Origin of the sequence: Methylomonas sp. LW13, assembly GCF_016865255.1 — a bacterium.
Taxonomy (GTDB): Bacteria; Pseudomonadota; Gammaproteobacteria; order Methylococcales; family Methylomonadaceae; genus Methylomonas.
This window is the reverse complement of the sequence record NZ_CP033381.1, coordinates 286,235-304,290: the sequence shown is the minus strand read 5'-3', so window position 1 is coordinate 304,290 and position 18,056 is coordinate 286,235. Positions and strand designations below refer to the sequence as shown.

Annotated in this window: 16 protein-coding genes; 7 read left to right on the top strand and 9 right to left on the bottom strand. The window is 55.3% G+C overall.

The genetic code is table 11. The features are described from left to right. The first annotated feature begins 252 nt into the window (after positions 1-252). Positions 253-888, top strand: coding sequence for a phosphatase PAP2 family protein (locus JL719_RS01310; protein WP_051670264.1), 636 nt, complete (start codon positions 253-255; stop codon positions 886-888). Positions 889-891: 3 nt separating this feature from the next. Continuing rightward, entirely contained in the window at positions 892-1,278 is a 387-nt protein-coding gene (locus tag JL719_RS01305; RefSeq protein ID WP_033158225.1) for a diacylglycerol kinase, read from the top strand. On the opposite strand, the gene JL719_RS01300 is transcribed toward JL719_RS01305, so the two are convergent. Beyond that, the gene (locus JL719_RS01300) at positions 1,254-1,448 is read right to left on the bottom strand and encodes a hypothetical protein (protein ID WP_165385905.1); all 195 of its coding nucleotides are present in this window, start codon (positions 1,446-1,448) and stop codon (positions 1,254-1,256) included. The genes JL719_RS01305 and JL719_RS01300 overlap by 25 nt on opposite strands. Before the next feature lie 87 nt (positions 1,449-1,535). Between JL719_RS01300 and JL719_RS01295 the strand changes: the two genes are divergently transcribed. Next, entirely contained in the window at positions 1,536-5,579 is a 4,044-nt protein-coding gene (locus tag JL719_RS01295; protein ID WP_033158226.1) for a hypothetical protein, read from the top strand. A 143-nt stretch (positions 5,580-5,722) separates the two neighbouring features. Here the strand turns inward: JL719_RS01295 and JL719_RS01290 are convergent, their stop codons facing one another. From JL719_RS01290 to JL719_RS01275, 4 genes are all read right to left on the bottom strand, one after another. Next, positions 5,723-7,696 carry a serine/threonine protein kinase gene (locus JL719_RS01290; RefSeq protein WP_033158227.1) on the bottom strand — a complete coding sequence of 658 codons (1,974 nt, stop codon included), beginning with the start codon at positions 7,694-7,696 and terminating at the stop codon, positions 5,723-5,725. Between the two features lie 40 nt (positions 7,697-7,736). Beyond that, a complete protein-coding gene (locus JL719_RS01285; RefSeq protein WP_033158228.1) occupies positions 7,737-8,024 on the bottom strand; it encodes an Rdx family protein in 288 nt (95 codons plus the stop codon). Between the two features lie 3 nt (positions 8,025-8,027). Beyond that, entirely contained in the window at positions 8,028-9,398 is a 1,371-nt protein-coding gene (mpl, locus tag JL719_RS01280; RefSeq protein ID WP_033158229.1) for a UDP-N-acetylmuramate:L-alanyl-gamma-D-glutamyl-meso-diaminopimelate ligase, read from the bottom strand. A gap of 63 nt (positions 9,399-9,461) precedes the next feature. Beyond that, positions 9,462-9,983: an ankyrin repeat domain-containing protein gene (locus JL719_RS01275; RefSeq protein WP_033158230.1), complete on the bottom strand. Its 522-nt coding sequence runs from the start codon at positions 9,981-9,983 to the stop codon at positions 9,462-9,464. A gap of 71 nt (positions 9,984-10,054) precedes the next feature. On the opposite strand from JL719_RS01275, the gene apaG reads away from it, so the two are divergent. From apaG to JL719_RS01260, 3 genes are all read left to right on the top strand, one after another. Continuing rightward, a complete protein-coding gene (apaG, locus tag JL719_RS01270; RefSeq protein ID WP_020484295.1) occupies positions 10,055-10,432 on the top strand; it encodes a Co2+/Mg2+ efflux facilitator ApaG/CorD in 378 nt (125 codons plus the stop codon). Then, entirely contained in the window at positions 10,432-11,265 is an 834-nt protein-coding gene (locus tag JL719_RS01265) for a symmetrical bis(5'-nucleosyl)-tetraphosphatase (RefSeq protein WP_033158231.1), read from the top strand. Before apaG ends, JL719_RS01265 begins: the two co-directional genes overlap by 1 nt. Before the next feature lie 75 nt (positions 11,266-11,340). Beyond that, positions 11,341-11,661 (top strand): periplasmic heavy metal sensor, encoded by a 321-nt coding sequence (locus tag JL719_RS01260; RefSeq protein ID WP_033158232.1) that lies wholly within the window; start codon positions 11,341-11,343, stop codon positions 11,659-11,661. A gap of 59 nt (positions 11,662-11,720) precedes the next feature. On the opposite strand, the gene speD is transcribed toward JL719_RS01260, so the two are convergent. Next, complete coding sequence (speD, locus tag JL719_RS01255) at positions 11,721-12,500, bottom strand: adenosylmethionine decarboxylase (RefSeq protein ID WP_033158233.1); 780 nt, start codon at positions 12,498-12,500, stop codon at positions 11,721-11,723. Between the two features lie 4 nt (positions 12,501-12,504). After that, entirely contained in the window at positions 12,505-12,924 is a 420-nt protein-coding gene (locus JL719_RS01250; RefSeq protein ID WP_033158234.1) for an OsmC family protein, read from the bottom strand. A 128-nt stretch (positions 12,925-13,052) separates the two neighbouring features. Here JL719_RS01250 and crp point away from each other — a divergent pair, with 128 nt between their 5' ends. After that, on the top strand, positions 13,053-13,706 hold the full coding sequence (gene crp / locus JL719_RS01245) for a cAMP-activated global transcriptional regulator CRP (RefSeq protein WP_033158235.1): 654 nt from the start codon (positions 13,053-13,055) through the stop codon (positions 13,704-13,706). A 19-nt stretch (positions 13,707-13,725) separates the two neighbouring features. Here the strand turns inward: crp and JL719_RS01240 are convergent, their stop codons facing one another. Both JL719_RS01240 and JL719_RS01235 read right to left on the bottom strand, forming a co-directional pair. Further along, the gene (locus tag JL719_RS01240; protein WP_033158236.1) at positions 13,726-16,788 is read right to left on the bottom strand and encodes an efflux RND transporter permease subunit; all 3,063 of its coding nucleotides are present in this window, start codon (positions 16,786-16,788) and stop codon (positions 13,726-13,728) included. Beyond that, positions 16,788-17,957 carry an efflux RND transporter periplasmic adaptor subunit gene (locus JL719_RS01235; RefSeq protein WP_225892967.1) on the bottom strand — a complete coding sequence of 390 codons (1,170 nt, stop codon included), beginning with the start codon at positions 17,955-17,957 and terminating at the stop codon, positions 16,788-16,790. Before JL719_RS01235 ends, JL719_RS01240 begins: the two co-directional genes overlap by 1 nt. Positions 17,958-18,056 lie beyond the last annotated feature (99 nt).

The window sequence follows — 18,056 nt, the reverse complement described above, 5'->3', positions numbered from 1 at the left end:
CACCACCCACGAAACATAAGCTACTGTCACATAAGAAAAAATTAACTTATCAGCACCTAAAACCCTGCCGTTTTCCCAACAATTTGTCGGTAATACACCAACACGCATGACAGGCGAAGCGGCAAGCCGCGGTTTGGAAGTAGATGTTTCCGGCAAAAGCCGGAATCCATGGTAACAATGACACTCTCGACTGCCCGGAAACCGCGAGATTCAACGGCCGGATTAGTGGTTGGCTAACGCGGAGGCAAAATAATGAAAATGTTAGGCTTGAAATATCTCCCGACGTTTGGATGTTGGTTAACGGCAATCGCACTGTTGGTTTTTATCGAGCGCTTCAGTGTGCATTGGCACCCGTGGGATCGCGTTCTAATGAGTACCGCGCACGGCATCAGAAGTATCTTGCTGGATCGTTTTTTTGCAGCCATCACCTGGGCGGGTTCGCTGTTCATTCTGGCCCCGATAACCGCAGTGCTAAGCGGTGTTCTGGTGAGAAACAGCCGTATCAAAGAGGCAGGGTTGATGGTCTTGAGCCTAACGGGTGCAGCCCTGTTCAGCCGTCTCGCCAAGCTTTGGTTCGCTCGCCCGCGGCCCGACTTTTTCCCCGTTGTGGGTGAAATCCCCTTGGACGCCTCCTTCCCAAGTGCCCACACCGCGCAAATCGTTGCCTTTGCTACGGCCTTATGCTGGATGTGCAAACCCGACAAACTGGGGCTTAACTTTTACGCTTTGACCGGGTTTACGCTATTGACGGTATCCCTGGTTGCCGTCTCACGAGTCTATCTGCAAGTTCATTTCCCCTCGGATGTACTAGCTGGCGCCTTACTGGGACTATTGTGGGTGCTGGGTTTAATTAATCTGCTGCAAAACGGCGGCATCTTCATCAGGTGAGTCATGCGAAACAAATTTCTTAATACCGGACAGAGCGGTTATCACCCTTTTAGAAAATTGAAGGTCTGTTTGTCTGGTCTGCGCTACGCGGTTGTTTATGATTTTAGTGTGGCCTATAAGGTCGTACTGTCCGTGTTGATTTTGGCCGTATGCTTTTATTTTCGCCAATGGGTGGATTTCATCTCGGTACTTACCGCCACTGGGCTGATGCTGATATGCGAAATGTTTAACACCACGATAGAGGCGCTGTGCGATTTCGTGGAAACTCGGCAAAATGAAAAAATCCGCGTCATCAAGGATATTGCCGCAGCCGCTGCCGGCATCAGCATTCTGATTTGGGCAGTGGTCATGCTCTCGGAGCTCAGCTACTTAGGGTCGTTAATCGCTTGATCCGCCGCTGATAAAGATTTCCCCGGCACCATCAAACAAATAGCTACAAGAGGCAGACGGCGCAGCGACTTAAAAGCAAAAACCGGAGATTGCTCAATTTCACCAGCTTTAGCCCGGCTGGGGATAAATCGCCCCCACGCTAGATAAGCATGACGAATGTTAAGATACATAAATCCCTTTATGCCACTGGGTGCGGAGGGAGAGTTTTCTGTGATGTTTATCAAGTCCCTTAAATGGGATGAAGGCGGGAGGATAATATGGGACGATTGGTTTTTATGCTGTGGCTACTGCTTGGGCTGGCACCGTTGCAAACGGCAAGGGCGTTGGACATGCAAGACGTTCCGGAACCGTTAAAACCCTGGGTCAACTGGGTGTTGGCGGATGAAACCCAGTATCGTTGCCCGTTTATCTTCGACGATTTCCAACAAAAACACTGCGCCTGGCCGGGCGCTCTGCACCTGAATTTACAAGCCAAGCACGGTAGCTTCGTTGCCGAATGGACCGTGTATCGCCAGGATTGGATTAGCTTGCCGGGCGACACGCAACATTGGCCGCAGGCGGTCACCGTCAACAAACAAACCCAGCCGGTCGTAGAAAAAGACGGTAAGCCGGCCCTGCACTTGCCCGCCGGCCGCTACCAGATCAGCGGCGAATTTTTCTGGGAAAACTTGCCGGAACAATTAGCCTTACCCGAAGCCAGCGGCTTGATTCAGCTCAGCGTCAACGATAAACCGGTCGCGTATCCACCCATCAAGCAAGGTGCCTTGTGGCTGAATACCGAGAACGCCGACACTGCCGACCGGGAGCAGGATAGGCTGGACCTGCAAGTATTCCGGCAGGTGCAGGACGAGGTGCCGCTGCAAGTCATTACCCGGCTGGATTTGGAAGTTTCCGGCAAGGCGCGGGAGATTGAGTTTCCTTATGCTTTACTGCCTAACTTTATCCCGGTGGCGTTGAATAGCTCGTTGCCGGCTCGCCTGGACGGTAACGGGCGGTTATTGGTGCAAGTACGGCCGGGGCGTTGGAGTATCGAAATTCATGGCCGCCACCCGCAAGCCTTGACGCAACTGGATTTGGCTGTAAAGGACGAGAACTGGCCGGCGCAAGAGTTGTGGGCATTCCAGGCCGTGCCGGCCTTGCGTCTGGTGGAGATCGAGAATTTGACCGCGATAGACGGCAGTCAAACCAATCTGCCCGCGGAATGGCAGCATTTACCTACCTATCAACTCAAGCAAGGCGAGAGCATGAAGTTTAAGGTCATGCGCCGCGGCGACCCTGAGCCCGAACCGAATCAACTCAAGTTGAAGCGCACGCTGTGGCTGGACTTCGAGGGCGGCGGTTACACGGTCAGCGATAACATCACCGGTACGATGAGTCGCGACTGGCGTTTGAACGCGGTGCCCGAGCTGGGACTGGGCCAAGTGCAACTGGACGGTCAGAGCCAATTGATCACGCAACTGGCGGATGGCAAACAGGGCGTGGAAGTGCGCCGCGGTGCCATCCAGCTGAATGCCGACAGCCGGATCGAAGCCGATTTGGGTTCGATCAATGCCAGCGGCTGGCAGCAGCGATTTCAACAAGTACAGGCTGAACTGAACATTCCACCCGGCTGGCGCTTGCTGGCGGTCAGTGGCGTAGATAATGTGCCGAATAGCTGGTTGAGCTGCTGGACTTTGCTGGATTTGTTCTTGGTCTTGATCGCCGGATTGGCGGTGGGGCGCATCTGGTCGCCGCAATGGGGCGCATTTGCCTTGTTGAGTTTGACGTTGATTTGGCATGAGGCAGACGCGCCGCGCCTGATCTGGTTGAACGTGCTGGCGGTACTGGCTCTGTTACGGGTATTGCCGGTAGGTGGTTTCGCGCAATGGCTGCGATGGTATCGCAACGCCAGTTGGCTGGCGCTGCTGATGCTGACTATTCCGTTCATGATAGAGCAGATTCGTATCGGTATATACCCGCAGTTGGAGTTGCCGGAGCAGTCTATTCAACGCCTGCATTCGATGGCGAGTGCAGCGGCACCGATGGCGATGCAAGTTGAGCAGATGACGGATTCGGCGATGGCGCCGGAACGGAGTGATTCGGGCGAAGCTGAGCGCGGAGTTTATTTTAAAAAATCGGTTGTACCTGTCTCCCCTTACGGCGGCAGCTCGGCCATTTTGCAACGGGTCGATCCGGAAGCCAATTTGCAAACCGGTCCTGGTCTGCCACACTGGGGCTGGCAGAAGGTGGATTTGAGCTGGAACGGCGCGGTCGATAATGGGCAGCAAATCGGACTCTGGTATTTGTCGCCATTTATGATGATGTTGCTGCACTTTGCCCAGGCCGCACTAGTGGCGGTATTGGTTTTGAAAATGCTCGGCGCCATCGCCAGTAACTGGCGCTTGTCTCTGCCGGGTTTAAGCTGTCTGTTGTTGCTGCCGCTGTTGATGGCACCCAGCGAAAAGACTTATGCCGATCTGCCCGATGCGCAAATGCTGGAGCAACTGAAAGCCCGCCTGCTGCAAGCACCGCAATGCCTGCCCAACTGCGCGCAGATCGCCGACATGCAATTAATGGTAAAGCCGGAGATGTTGCGCATCGAACTGCAATTGCATGCGCAACAAGACTTGGCGATACCGCTGCCGGCTCAGCTTGAGCAATGGTTTCCGGAGCAAGTCAGCGTCGATGGCGGCGAGGCGCAAGCCTTGATTCGGCAGGATGACGGCAGCTTGTGGCTGGTCGTGAATGCCGGCATACACAAGGTAACAATGCAGAGCCGTTATGCCGCGCAGGATAAATTTAGTTTGCCGCTGCCATTGCCGCCGCAACACGCCAGCGTCAATGCCGACGGCTGGCGGGTGGATGGTTTGTATGAAGACGGCAAAGTCGGTCCGCAACTCGAGTTCAGCCGTCTACAACTCGATACAGGGCCAAAAAACAAGCTGCAACAAACTGCCTTGCCGGCATTCGTGCGGGTGGAAAGAACCCTGCATTTGGGCTTGGACTGGCGGGTGACCACCCGCGTCGAGCAATTGGCCGGCGCACTCAGTCCGGTGTCACTGGAGCTACCGTTGTTGCCGGGCGAAGCGGTCACCAGTCCGCAAGTGCGAATCAAGGACGGTAAAGTATTGGTGAACATGGCGGCCGGTCAAGCCACTTTGGAATGGGAGTCGGCACTGGCAAAAACCGAGCAATTGACCTTGCAAGCCGCCGACACGCCGCAATGGACCGAGGTGTGGCGCGCCGATGTCAGCCCCATCTGGCATTTACAAGCCGACGGTATCGCGGTGGTGCATCACCAGGACGGGCAGGGCCAGTGGCTGCCGGAGTGGCGGCCCTGGCCGGGCGAAAAGGTCAATCTGACTATCGGCCGACCGCAAGCGGTGGTCGGCTCAACCCTGACTATCGATAGAAGCGAATTAGCGGTCAAGCCGGGGCAACGCAGCGAAACGGTCGAACTGATTTTGAGCATCCGCAGCTCCAAAGGCGGCCAACACCCCGTAAAACTGCCGGAACAGGCGGAGCTGCAAAGTGTGACGATAGATGGTGTCAGTCAGCCGATTCGCCAGCAAGGCGCGACGGTCAGCTTGCCGATACATCCCGGCACCCAGCAAATCGTGCTGAATTGGCAAACGACTAAAGAACCGGGCGTGCTGTTGCGCACGCCGCTGGTCGATCTTGGTGTTGCCAGCGTCAACAGCCGCATTCAAGTGCTGATGCCGCAACAACGTTGGTTGCTGTGGACCTTCGGCCCAAAATTTGGTCCGGCCGTGTTGATTTGGGGTTTGCTGATCGTACTGGCCTTATTGGCATTCGGCTTCGGCAAGCTGAGCATTACGCCGTTGCAGCATTGGCAGTGGTTTTTATTGTTGATCGGTCTGAGCCAACTGCATATCGCTGCCGCATTTTTAGTGGTGGGCTGGTTGTTTGCATTGGGATTCCGCGCCCATCATGCGCCGCAGCGGCCGCGTTGGTTCAATCTGGCGCAAATCGGCTTGGCCGGCTTGACGCTGTTGTCGCTATTGTTAATAGCGATTGCCGTTGAGCAGGGCCTGCTGGGCGAACCGGATATGCAAATTGCCGGAAATCAATCCTCTGCAACTTTGTTGAATTGGTATCAGGATCGCAATGGCCCGCAGTTGGCCGTTGCCACAGTCGTAAGCCTGCCTTTGCTGGCTTACCGGATTCTGATGCTGGCTTGGTCTTTGTGGATGGCCGCAGCGTTGTTGAATTGGCTGCGCTGGGGCTGGAACTGTTTTATCGGTGGTGGGCTTTGGAAAAAATCACAGCCTCAAGTGGGCGTGCCGAAATCAGAAGCTTGACATAGCAGATACCCCCGGCACAGCCGGGGGCTTTATTACGCGCAATGACCCTCAAAGCTTTCTCTAACCGGCTACGCTTCAACGCAATGCTTTCGCCACGCCTTGTATAAGTTCCAAGGGCGAAACTGTGCAATACAGCCGCGTCACCAAGCTTCTAAAACCACCACTTTCCAGCCCCGATTCTCCGCCGGCCGTAAACTTACCCAGGCGGCGATCTGCCTTGACGGCGCGGATTGACCCGCTGACTGGCTTTGGTAATAACCCACGCCGGCGTCTTGATCGGCGATTTCAGCAGCGAGCTGGCGCAATTCCGGTATCTGATTGAAGCGCTCCTCACGGAACAAATTAAGGCCAATCTCCTGCGGGTCGCTATCGTAAAGCAGCAGGCCATCATCTTGCACAACCCATACTGTGCGTTTTTGGGTCTGAGTATCCTCGGCCAGCAAACCACCCAGAAAATCGGCCGGTTTGATGCGCATGGAAATAAAGCCCGGGATGGTTTTACCCTGTTTGATCGGCACCACCATCGTGACGGCGGGAAAGCCCTCTGGGGCTTGATAAATCCGGCTCAGAATCGGCACGCCCCGCTCCAAAACCATCCGGTTGTGCTCAAGCTGCGAGGTATCCGCACCCAGCGCTTGGCGATATTTGGCCGGCGCCACCGCCACGATAATCCCGGGTGCGCGGGTGGTAGCGAAACTTTCACCGCGCGGATAACGTTGCAGCAAGCTCTCCAGTAAGCCGCTGGATGCGGCTAAATCGGTGTTGCCGTGTAAGGACTCAGCCGTTTGCTGCATGCCCATGCGCATTTCGTTCAAGTTGCCCAAGATGCGGTCCGCGATCTGGTTGGCGGCCGTCAGGTTCTGATTGGAAATACGGGTGGCATCGGCTAGCGCACGCTCCACCTGCTGCTTTTCCTGCTTGACGAGTTCGCCTTCAGCCACCGCCAAGTCTCGGGCTTTATGCGCCTCCACGCCAAATTTGAAGGCCAGCCCGGCGCCGATCAAAATCGCCAGTAATACCGCCAGACTAGCCGCCAGCACGACTTTGTTACGGGCGATGAAGCGGCGCAGCAGTTCGCCGCGCGAATAGGCATAGGCACTCACCAAGCGGCCGTCGCGATAGGCCCGTAACTCGTCGGCTAACGCAGCCGCGTTTGGAAAGCGTAGGGTTTTGTCCTTGGATAATGCCTTGTCGCAGATGGCGATCAATTCCGGCGGCATGGGCAGCTTCGGCTCCCGCGCCGAGGGCATGGGCGCCAGCGAACTGAGTTGTGCCAATATCTCATCGGCACTGCCGCGCAGCGGCGGATGGCCGGCCAATAAATAATAGAGAATACAGCCAAGTGCAAACACATCGGAGCGCGTATCTACCGCACCGAAATCGGGATTAGCTTGTTCCGGCGCCATATAGGCCGGGGTGCCGAGAATGTCGCCGATCCGGGTCAAATCCGCATCGTCGGCTACCTGTTTTGGTGCGGCAGATATTAGTGGCGCCAGATCGGCTTCGTTTTCCACCTTGGCCAAGCCCCAGTCCAAAACAATGGTTTCACCGAACGGGCCCAGCACGATATTGCCGGGCTTGAGGTCTCGATGAATCACGCCTTTGGAGTGGGCGTACGCCACCGCTTCGCAAACGTCGATCAGTCTGTCCAGCAAACTCAGGCGCCGCGACAAGGCATGCTCGGCCAACACCTCGTCATTACAGGCTTTTAGGGCTTTGGCCAGTGTATCGCCACGCACCAAGCGCATCACATAGTAGGGCGCGCCGCTTTGTTTAGTCCCCAGATCGTAAACCGGCACAATCCCCGGATGTTCCAAGCGGCCGGTGATGCGAGCTTCGCGCAGAAAACGTGCGCTCAACTCGACATCATCATTCGCTGCCTGATCCAGTAATTCCTTGATCGCCACTTCGCGGCCGATGCGCTCGTCAAACCCCAGCAACACCTGACCACCACCGCCCACGCCCACGGCGCCGCGCAAAGAATAATCATCGTTGAATTTACCGTCCTGCTCCGGACTGCCGTTCAACACCTGTGGGTAGGGGCGAGGCTTGATCCGGGTCAGATCGTCGTCTTGCGGTTTGATGAGGGTGGCGTCGTCTTCCGGGAGCATCATCTCAGACAGCTTAGCCTTGTTTAGTCTCTGCGCAGCCTGATCAAGACTGCGGCGCGGGCTTACGATCGGCGTGCCCCAGGTCGCGCTCGGGGGCAATCTGGTCGCGCACCAATTGCTTTAACTCGGTAATTTCCGGAAACCGGCCTTGCTGCTTGCGGGACCAAACTAATTCGCCGTTGGCGCGCACCTCGAAAATACCGCCAGTGTCGGGCTGCAACACCAATTCGTCCAGTTCCTGTTCAAACGTGCTTAACAATTCCTGAGCCATCCAGGCCGCACGCAGTAGCCAGCGGCATTGCGTGCAGTAGCGGATTTCGACCCGGTTCATGGCTTACAACTCGTCCCGCAGGCGTTTGTATATGCCGCCGAAACTGCCGTTACTCATCAGCAGCACGTGGCACGCGCCGCCGGTTTGGGCTTTGATGGTGGAAATGATGCTTTCCAGGTCATTGCAAATCTCGATATTGCCGGCGTATTTGAGTAGCTGGCTTAAATCCCAGCCCAGATTGTCGGGCTGATAAACGATGGCCCGGTCGGCCTGGCCCAATGATTCGGCCAACGATTGCGTATGCACGCCCAATCGCATGGTGTTGGAACGCGGCTCGACGATGGCCAGGATTTTTTCGTTACCGACTTGTTGGCGCAGGCCGTCCAGCGTGGTTTTGATCGCTGTCGGATGGTGGGCAAAGTCGTCGTAAACAGTAACGCCGGCGCTTTTGACGATGACTTCCATGCGTCGTTTCACATTTTGAAATTGCTGCAAAGCCGCTATCGCATCTTTTGCCAGAATGCCGATATGCCGGGCGGCGGCGATGGCAGACAAGGCGTTGTAGACGCTATGGCGACCGGTCAAAGTCCACTCGACTACTCCTTGCTCTTCACCGGCAAAACTGACGCTGAAGCGACTGCCGTCAGCTTTTAACAAGTGCGCCTGCCAATCACCTTCACCGTCGATAGCCGTTTTGACGACCGGAGTCCAGCAGCCTGTTTCCAGCACCTCGGTGACGTGCTGTTCGCAAGCCGGGGCGATGATCAGACCTTCGCTGGGTATGGTGCGCACCAGATGGTGAAACTGTTTTTTAATGGCGTCCAGGTTTTCGAAGATGTCGGCGTGATCGTATTCCAGGTTGTTCAAAATCGCGGTGCGTGGCCGGTAATGGACGAATTTGGAGCGCTTGTCGAAAAAGGCGCAGTCGTATTCGTCAGCTTCGATCACGAAAAAATCCGACTCGCCTAAACGTGCGGAGATGCCGAAATTCAACGGAATGCCGCCGATCAGAAAGCCCGGTTTGAAGCCGTTGTATTCAAGCACCCAGGCCAGCATGCTGCTGGTGGTGGTCTTGCCGTGGGTACCGGCCACCACCAACACCCATTTATGTTGCAACACGTGTTCCGCCAACCACTGTGGGCCGGAGATATAAGGCAAGCCTAAGTTCAATACTGCTTCCACTTCCGGATTGCCGCGCGACATGGCGTTGCCGACGACGACCAGGTCCGGTTTGAAGTCCAGGTTTTCGGCCTTGTAGCCGTTCATCAGCCGAATGCCTTGCTCTTCCAACTGCGTGCTCATCGGCGGGTAGACGTTTTGATCGGAGCCGCTGACGGTGTAGCCCAATTCGCGGGCGATCAAGGCCAGGCCCCCCATAAAGGTGCCGCAAATGCCGAGGATGTGGATGTGTAATGGCTTTTGTAATTCTGTCATTCTGATAATTTTAGCGGGGTTAATTAGTTGCAAATCCGGAAATTCGGTCGGCAGCGAATTGGATCATTTTTTCGGTTCTTCCGGCTTTTTTTCTTCCTCGGCTTTGGGTTCGCCTTCGATTTTTTCTTCGACTTTGGCTTCCGAACCTTTAGCACCCGCCGCTTCTAACAGCTTTACGATGTTTTCCCGGCCGAGTTTTTTGGCTTTATCGAGTATTTTCACGCTCTGGCTGTCCGCCGCATTGACGTTGGCACCGGCTGCGATTAACACGCCGACGATGTCGGCATTGCCGAACATCACTGCATCCGTTAATGCGGTGGAACCCAGTTTGTCCGCCAAATTGACGTCGGCACCATACGCCAGCAGCGCCTTGACAATCCGCAAATTGCCGTTAAAACTGGCTGCCATAAGTGCGGTACGGTCGGTCTCCAATTTGCCATTGACGTCCAATCCTTGCGCCAATAGCGCTTCGACGCGGTCCAGCTTGCCGGTGGCCGCGGCGGCAAATAAATCTTTAGTATCTTCGGCAAGCGCCTGCACGGACCAGACGATTAGCGCTGCGCTCAGGAATCTGCGGATATTCATCGGATTGCTTGCTTGCGTTTGGGTATGAGTTGGGTTGAAATAAGGCAAATACTGATTTACATCATCTATCAATGAGCGAAAAAAACAAAGTTTTAGTTGAAGCCCAACCCTACTATATCGAGGCCCAATCGTCCCCCGAACAGAACCGCTATGTGTTCGCCTATACCATCACCATCACCAACGTCGGTTCCACGCCGGCCAAATTGCTGACTCGCCACTGGCTGATCACCGATGCCAACGGCAAGGTGCAGGAAGTCAACGGCGACGGCGTGGTGGGAGAAAACCCGCATCTTAGCCCCGGCGACTCGTTCCGCTATACCAGCGCGGCGATGATAGAAACTCCGGTCGGGGTGATGCAAGGTAAGTATCAAATGCAATCGGACGCCGGCGAAAATTTTAACGCAGCCATTCCCAAATTCACTTTATCGATACCCAGAACGCTGCACTAATGGCGATTTATGCAATTGGTGACATTCAGGGCTGTTACGACGAGTTTCGTCGTTTGCTGGACCATATAAGCTTCGATCCGAATCAGGATCAACTCTGGCTGGCCGGCGACTTGGTGAACCGCGGCCCAAAATCCTTGGAAACGCTGCGCTTTGTGAAAGGCTTGGGTTCTGCGGCCGTTACCGTACTGGGCAATCACGATCTGCACTTGATTGCGACCGTGGTGTCGCTAGGCAAGGCCGGTAAAAAAGACACGCTGAGCGACGTTTTAAGGGCCGAGGATTGCGAAGAGCTGATAACCTGGCTGCGCCATCAAAAGCTGTTCCATCACAATGATAATTTTTGCATGCTGCATGCCGGTTTGCCACCGCAGTGGGATTTTGAAACCACACTGCGCATGGCGCGTGAAACCGAGCAAGCCATGCAAAGCCCGGATCACGAACGCTTTTTCCGCTCCATGTACGGTAACAAACCCGTGGTCTGGCGCGACGATTTACTGAAAACCGAAAAACTGCGCTTTGCGATCAATTGTTTCAGCCGGCTGCGCTATTGCACCGTCGACGGCGTGATGGATTTTGGGCCCAAAGGCGCGCCCGGCAGCCAACCCGACCACTTAATGCCCTGGTTTGAAGTGCCGGGCCGCAAAAGTATCGATATGCGCATCATCTTCGGCCATTGGTCCACGCTGGGCTATTTCACCGGCTATAACTGTTACTCAATAGACACCGGCTGCTTGTGGGGCGGACAATTAACGGCGCTGGAACTGTCAGAACAACCCAGACGTTTCAGCATCGACTGCGTGGCCTCGCATAATCCCAAGGCTTTTTCAGAGTAATGAACTTTTGCCGGCGTTCCGGCATCAGTTCCCTCGCACACCAAGCACCACATCAATTTAACTTGAGATTAGACCATGCGAAAAAACCTGTTCCTCGCCATCATCCTGGCCTTGCCATTAACCGCCTTCGCTTACCCTAGTGAAAACGACTATGGCCAACCGGTGGACCACAAACTAGAACATTTGAACAAACTGCTGCAACTCAGTCCGGAGCAAAAAACCAAACTGGAAGCGATTTTTAAAGAACAGCACGAAAAATTCCGCGCCATCCACGAAGAGTCGCACAGCCGAATGAAAGAAGTGTTAACTCCTGAACAAATGCAGAAAATGGACGATTTGCGCAAGCAGCACCAGGAACAGATGCGCGAGCAAGCATCTCGTAAGCCGGCCCCATAAAAAAACGGCCTCAGCAGTAGTTGTGACTGCTGAGGCCGTTGTTTGAACCAGCGTATTTTTTAAGAGAAATTTCGACCGTAAAAAATCTCGGCCATTTCTTCCTGCAGCATGCCTTGGATTTCTTCCTGATCCTCGTCGCTGAAATTACTTTCCTTTTCGAACAGGTAATTTTCCAGTTCGGTTTCTTTCAACATCATCTTGGTGTGGAAGATGTTTTCCTGATACACATTTACGTCGATCATCTGGTACAACTCTTTCGTGCTTTCCGCGATGTAATTCTGGATGGAATTGATTTTATGATCGATGTAATGTTTTTGCCCGGACACATCGCGGGTAAAGCCGCGCACCCGGTAGTCCATGATGACGATGTCGGACTCAAAACTGTGAATCAGATAATTCAAGGCTTTCAGCGGGGAAATTTGCCCACAAGTTGACACGTCGATGTCGGCCCGAAACGTACAAATATCGGTATCCGGATGGCTTTCCGGATAAGTGTGTACGGTGATGTGGCTTTTATCCAAATGCGCTAAAACCGTCTCCGGCAACGGGCCGGGTGACTCGGAATTCATGCCGGCCGGAATGACCGCACCTTCGGAAATCAGCATCGTCACACTGGCACCCTGCGGATCGTAATCCTGATGGGCGATATTCAAAATTTGCGCGCCAATGATGTTGGCTACGTCTTTTAAAATCTGCGTCAAACGTTTGGCGTTATAGGCTTCGTCGATATATTCGATGTAGGCTTTTTCCTGCTCTTTGGGTGCATAGCAAACGTCGTAAATATTAAAACTCAACGATTTGGTCAGGTTATTAAACCCGTGTAACTGTAATTTGCTCAACCGATCAACCCTCTATAACTTCAAAATCATGACTTATTTCCACGCCCGCTTTGCCCAACATAATGGAAGCCGAGCAATATTTTTCGGCGGATAACTTCACCGCCCGTTCCACTGCGGCAACCGGCAGATTTTTACCCGTCACCTTGAAGTGCAAATGAATTTTGCTGAATACGGCCGGTACTGTGTCCACCCGTTCCGCAGTCAGTTCGGCAGTGCAATGCACAATCTCGTGGCGGCCTTTTTGCAGAATATCCACGACGTCGAACGACGAACAGCCGCCCACGCCCAACAACAGCATTTCCATGGGGCGCACCCCGAGATTACGGCCGCCGTGATCCGGCGGCCCGTCCATCACAACCGTGTGCCCGCTGCCGGATTCGCCGACGAATAATCTGCCGTCGACCCATTTAATCGTTGCCTGCATGTTAAACCCCAACCAAATTCAAAATTGTCGCGAATTTTACAACGAACCCGTCAAATGTCTTGATTTTTTTGTAAAACTACTGCACCTTGATAGGGTAACCAATCTAGTTCACAGAATTATTACAAATTATGAGCTTTGTTAAACAAAACAAGATTTCACCCTCTGCCCTGGACGCCTTTTTACGCTTCTGCCATGTTAGGAGCTATCCAGCCAAAATCACCATAGTCCGCCCTGGCGACATAGGTGACAAACTGTTGTTTGTGGTCGACGGCTCGGTCAGCGTCAGCGTCGAGGACGAGGAAGGCCGCGAGTTGATTTTGGCGTATTTGAACAAACACGATTTCGTCGGCGAGATCGGGGTGTTCAAAAATGCCGAAACGCGGAGCGTACTGGTGAAAACCCGCACCAAATGCCAGATGGCGGAAATCGGCTACGAGCGCTTCAAAATGCTGCTCAACGCCGAGTTGCGCGATCAAGCGGTGGAAATTTTAACGGTACTCGGTGAACAGCTCTCGACTCGCTTGTTGATCACCAGCCGTAAATACCGCGACCTGGCGTTTATGGACGTGGAAGGCCGTATCGCCCGCACCCTGTTGGATTTGGCCAAGGAGCCGGACGCAATTACCCATCCGGACGGCATGCAGTTGCATATCACCCGCCAGGAAATCGGCCGGATCGTCGGTTGTTCCCGCGAGATGGCAGGGCGCGTATTGAAAGAGCTGGAAGACAAGGGCTTGATCACCGCACACGGTAAAACCATCGTGGTATTCGGCACACGTTAACGCCGCGTGAAGGGCGAATTCATTCGCCCTTTGAGACACTACCGAAAAACGGCTTTACCAAACTTTGCCGAGCACCATCGACATAGGTAAATACCACCGGCACCACCAGCAGACTTAACAAAGTAGAGCTAATCAAGCCGCCAATCACCGCCACCGCCATCGGCTGGCGAAAACTGGCGTCCGCCCCCCATCCCAACGCAATCGGCAACATACCGGCAATCATGGCCACCGTGGTCATGACTATAGGCCGGGCGCGTTTATGGCAGGCATCCAGCAAGGCCTCGTGCCGACTCAGGCCATGTTCGCGCATCGCCAGCAACGCATATTCCACCAGCAGGATCGAGTTTTTGGTGACGATGCCCATCAGCATGATCAAGCCTATCATCGACGGAATATTCAACTCGCCGCCGGTCAGCAACAGTGCGACAAACGCGCCGCCCATTGACAACGGTATCGCCGACAGGATGGTCAAGGGTTGAAAGAAATCCTTGAATAGCAACACCAATACGCAAAACACGCACAGCAATCCGGTCAGCATCGCCATACCAAAACTGCTGGCCAATTCGGCCATGATTTCGGCGTCGCCGGTACGAATCAATTTAACGCTGGACGGCATATTGACCACGGCCGGCAAAGTTTTGGCGGCGGCCAGCGCCTCACCCAGGGACATGCCGCCCAGTTCGGCGTTGACCGTAACATAGCGGCGCCGGTCATACCTGTCAACCTGCGCCGAACCGCTGGCTAACGTTAGCTCCGCCACACTGGACAGCGGCACCAACCTATCCCCCGCCCTTACTCTTAGATTGGCTAAGACCTGCAAATCCTGCCGCGCGGCATCGGCTATCCTTACCCGAATCGCGAGTTGGCGGTTATCCAGATTCAACTTGGCCAGTTGGGCGTCGAAATCACCGCTGGTGGCAATCCGCACCGTTTCACCGATCAGCTCGGCCGTCACGCCTAGTTCGGCAGCGCGCTGCCAGTCCGGCCGAATGGCGATTTCCGGCCGTTCCAGGCTGGCCGTGGAACTGATGCTGCTCAAGCTACCCATATTACGCAAATCGCGCTCTAAGGCCTGCGCGCTGGCCTTTAAGGCCGCCGCATTATCGCTAGACAGTATCAAAGACATCTTCTCGCCCGGCCCTCCAATGCCAATGGAGAAGCGGGAGCCGGGCACTTCGCGCAACACTGCCCGCACCGCCTGTTCAATCTGCGCTTGATGCGGCCGCTGTCCTCGCTCGCTCAAAGTTAAGGTCAGCGCGCCCTTACGTTGTTCGCCCGGTCTGGTCACGCCGCCACCGACTATTTGACTGCTACCGACCGCGGTAAAAATGTGTTCGACACCTGCCAGCGGTTGCAGAACCGTTCGCGCCGCTTCGGCGACTCGACCGGCATCGTTTATCGAACTACCCGGCGGCAACTCGAATTGCACCGTGGTATAACCACGATCAGCGGGCGGCACGAATCCCGCCGGGATCAAGGGCAACAATAAGCAAGCACCGATAAAAAACAGCGTGGAGAGCAGCATCGTCGCCCGGCGATGACGCAGGGTCCACTGCACCGCTTGCAGGTAAATGGGCATCAATCTGCCATCGACACTGGCAGGATGATGACCCTCGGTAAGTAAATAGGCCGCCAGCATCGGCGTCAGCAAGCGCGCTACCAGCAAGGACGCCAGGACCGCGACCACCGCCGTCCAGCCGAATTGCCGGAAAAACAATCCGGAAACCCCGCTCATCAACGCGGTGGGCATAAACACCACCACCAGCGTCAAGGTGGTGGCGATGACCGCCAGCGCAATTTCATCGACTGCCTCAGCAGCGGCCTGGCGAATACTCTTGCCCATCCGCACATGCCGGGCAATATTTTCGATTTCCACGATCGCATCGTCCACCAAAATCCCGACCACGATAGCCAAGGCCAGCATGGTCAGCATATTCAAGGAAAATCCCAGCCAATGCATCACCGCAAAGGTCGGCAGAATCGACAAAGGTAGGGCCGAAGCCGACACTAAAGTCGCCCGCCAATCGCGCAAGAACCACCATACCACCAGCACCGCCAACAGCGCCCCTTCGTAGAGCATCATCATCGAGCCTTCGTACTGCTCTTGCGAATACGCTACCGAACCGGAAATCAGGGTAAAACTCAGGGACGGATCGGCTTCCCGCATCCGCGCCAAGGCCTGTTCCACATCATTAGCGATGCGGGTTTCGTCAAACCCCTTGGCCCTGTAGATGTTGAATCCGATCAACGGCTTGCCGTCCAAGGCTGCCAATTGCGTACGCTCGGCAACGGTGTCGCGGACCGTGGCGATTTGCTCCAAGCGCACCTCGCCGCCGTTGGCTATAGGCACCGGAAAGGTCGCCAGTTCGCTGGCCTGCCGCACCGTGGCCAGCGTGCGCACCGATTGCTCCGCCAAGCCCACATTACCCCGGCCGCCGGAAGACTCCTGCTGCGCCTGTTTCAAGGCTCGCGACACATCGGTCGCGGTGACGCCCAGCGAAGCCAAGCGCACCGGATCGACTTCCAAGTGTATTTCCCGCTGCACACCGCCCAGGCGTTCGAAACGGCCGACGCCGGCCACGCCCAACATGACCTTGCTGACGTTATCATCCACCTGCCAGGATAAGGCTTCCTCTTCCAGTTTGGTCGAGGCAATCGCATAGGTCAAAATCGGCGCGCCACCCACTGTCACCGCACTGATACTAGGTTGCAGCACACTACTCGGTAAATCCGAGCGCACCCTGTCCACCGCATCCTTGGTTTCTATCAAGGCATCGGAAAGCTTTTTTTCCAGAATAAATTCGACATTGATTTGCACCAAACCATCGGTAATCGAGGTGCGGATATGCTTCAATCCGGACAGCGTGGCAATCGAATCCTCGACTTTGCGCGCCACTTCGGTTTCCAACTGTGCCGGCGCCGCACCCGGTTGATTAAGTTTGACGATAACGCTGGGTAAATCCAGATCCGGCAAGCTCTGTATGGATAACTGTTGTAAACCGCGCAGTCCGGCCAGTGACAGTAAGATAAACAGTAAAATCGATGGAATGGGGCTGCGAATCGACCAAGAGGCAAAACTCATCAATCAACCCTCGCCGGCGCGATGTGCACGAGATCACCATCATTGAGAAAGCCGGCCCCCTCCAATACCACGCGCTCTGCTTCGCTCAAACCGTGGACGATTTCAATATCCACCCCGTACTGACGGCCGGTAGCGACCGCCTGCAAACTTACCGGGGAGGTATCGGCATCGCTGAGCAGCTTCAGCACATAGTTGCGGCCATCGCGGATCACCACGCTGGCGGCCGGCACCACCAATGCCGGACGCTGACTTAACTCGATCCGGCCATTGGCATACATGCCGGCCCGCGCCTGACTGCCCGGCAGGATGTCGGCGTACACGACGCCCAATCGCGACTGCTCGTCCAAGGCCGGCGCCAGTTGCCGCACCCTAGCTTGGGCAACGCTGCCGTCCGGCAGGCTCAGTTGTATCGCTTGCCCCGCCTGAATTTGCGCGATTTGCCCGGCGGTCAATTCACCACGCCATTCCAGGCGATTTTGCCGAATTAACCGAAACAACTCCTGCCCGCTGCCGGCCACCGCGCCCAGGGTTGCCATTCGCGCGCTAATCGCGCCGTCGTCAGGCGCCCGCACCTCGGCATAGCTTAGTTGCAACTGTTTAGCAGCCAACTGGGCCTTGATCGCATCGACCTGAATTCGGGAGGTTTCCGCTTCGGTTTCGTACCGCAACAACTCCTGTTGACTCAGCGTCGCTGCGTTTTTGAGTTTCAGCACCCGCTGTTTGTTGGTTTCGGCTTGCGCGGCGGTGGCCCGCGCCTGGGCCAGATTGGCCTGCAATTGCGCCAGATCGGCGCGCAGCATATCAGCATCGAAACGCGCCAATAGCTGACCGCGCTTGACCTGATCGCCGACATTGACATTGACTTCGATTAACCTTAATCCGGATTGCTGGGCGCCGATGACGGCTTCTTGCCAGGCCGTAATCGCCCCCGACGCTTCCAGGGTGGTCGGCCACTGCCGCCATTGCGGCACTGCCCGCGTCACCGTCAGCGCCGGCACCGTTTTTCCCGGCGCTGCTGCGCCTGGACTTTCGCGGTTTAACAACCAAACTATTAGCACCGCACAGCATGCCAGTACGGTAAAAATCCCGATAAGCAATGAACCGCGTGCCAATCCACGCTGGGAATAAAGGGTATAAAAGCTTATACGGCGGGCTAGGTGTGTCATCATGACGAAAAATCTCGGCAAACATTACTCAGCTCCAAGTCTATACGACAATTTAAAACTGAACCATCGGGTCTAGAATAAGCCAAACAGCGGCCTAGTGCT

Coding starts and splice junctions, on each gene's coding strand:
- JL719_RS01310 (WP_051670264.1), top strand. CDS start 253: ATGAAAATGTTAGGCTTGAAATATCTCCCGACGTTTGGATGTTGGTTA.
- JL719_RS01305 (WP_033158225.1), top strand. CDS start 892: ATGCGAAACAAATTTCTTAATACCGGACAGAGCGGTTATCACCCTTTT.
- JL719_RS01300 (WP_165385905.1), bottom strand. CDS start 1,448: ATGTATCTTAACATTCGTCATGCTTATCTAGCGTGGGGGCGATTTATC.
- JL719_RS01295 (WP_033158226.1), top strand. CDS start 1,536: ATGGGACGATTGGTTTTTATGCTGTGGCTACTGCTTGGGCTGGCACCG.
- JL719_RS01290 (WP_033158227.1), bottom strand. CDS start 7,696: ATGATGCTCCCGGAAGACGACGCCACCCTCATCAAACCGCAAGACGAC.
- JL719_RS01285 (WP_033158228.1), bottom strand. CDS start 8,024: ATGAACCGGGTCGAAATCCGCTACTGCACGCAATGCCGCTGGCTACTG.
- mpl (WP_033158229.1), bottom strand. CDS start 9,398: ATGACAGAATTACAAAAGCCATTACACATCCACATCCTCGGCATTTGC.
- JL719_RS01275 (WP_033158230.1), bottom strand. CDS start 9,983: ATGAATATCCGCAGATTCCTGAGCGCAGCGCTAATCGTCTGGTCCGTG.
- apaG (WP_020484295.1), top strand. CDS start 10,055: ATGAGCGAAAAAAACAAAGTTTTAGTTGAAGCCCAACCCTACTATATC.
- JL719_RS01265 (WP_033158231.1), top strand. CDS start 10,432: ATGGCGATTTATGCAATTGGTGACATTCAGGGCTGTTACGACGAGTTT.
- JL719_RS01260 (WP_033158232.1), top strand. CDS start 11,341: ATGCGAAAAAACCTGTTCCTCGCCATCATCCTGGCCTTGCCATTAACC.
- JL719_RS01250 (WP_033158234.1), bottom strand. CDS start 12,924: ATGCAGGCAACGATTAAATGGGTCGACGGCAGATTATTCGTCGGCGAA.
- crp (WP_033158235.1), top strand. CDS start 13,053: ATGAGCTTTGTTAAACAAAACAAGATTTCACCCTCTGCCCTGGACGCC.
- JL719_RS01240 (WP_033158236.1), bottom strand. CDS start 16,788: ATGAGTTTTGCCTCTTGGTCGATTCGCAGCCCCATTCCATCGATTTTA.
- JL719_RS01235 (WP_225892967.1), bottom strand. CDS start 17,957: ATGATGACACACCTAGCCCGCCGTATAAGCTTTTATACCCTTTATTCC.